The sequence below is a fragment of the Desulfosporosinus burensis genome (assembly GCF_054657535.1).
In genome coordinates, this window is record NZ_BAAHYN010000086.1 from 1 (window position 1) to 467 (window position 467).

The following is a 467-nucleotide window of genomic DNA, read 5'->3' on the forward strand; positions in this document are numbered from 1 at the left end:
GAGGGCTTTAGGCTGGGTGGAAAGTAAAATTTCCAAAGCGCTGGCAGTCGCTTCCTTGCTGGAACCGCCGCCGGCATCCATGAAATTTCGAGGACTTGAACCAAATTCGTTAATTAAATCGAGGGTCGCCATGGTGATACCTGCCCCATTAGCCATCACGCCGATCTCACCATCCAGTTCGACATAGGAAATCCCCAATTCAGCAGCTCTTTTCTCCACGGCAGTCTTTTCTTCAACTAGGGGAACATCCTTCCCAAACCGAAAAGCAGCGTCATCATCAACCGTCATTTTGCCATCCGCGGCAAGGGCCTGAGAATCCGCAACAACCAATGGGTTGATCTCGATTAGTTCAGCATCATACTTTCGAAAAGTTTGATAAAGTTTCAACATAATATCGGCGACCTCTTTGGCGATCTGACCTTTCAGACCAAGCTGTCGAGTAATCTCTCTAGCCGCATAAGGTTGTA

1 protein-coding gene is annotated in these 467 nt (G+C 48.2%); it reads right to left on the reverse strand.

The genetic code is table 11. From position 1 onward, the window contains the following. Positions 1-467 (reverse strand): ATP-grasp domain-containing protein (locus ACYQ3Q_RS28505; RefSeq protein WP_459931750.1); only part of this gene is annotated, 467 nt, incomplete at both ends.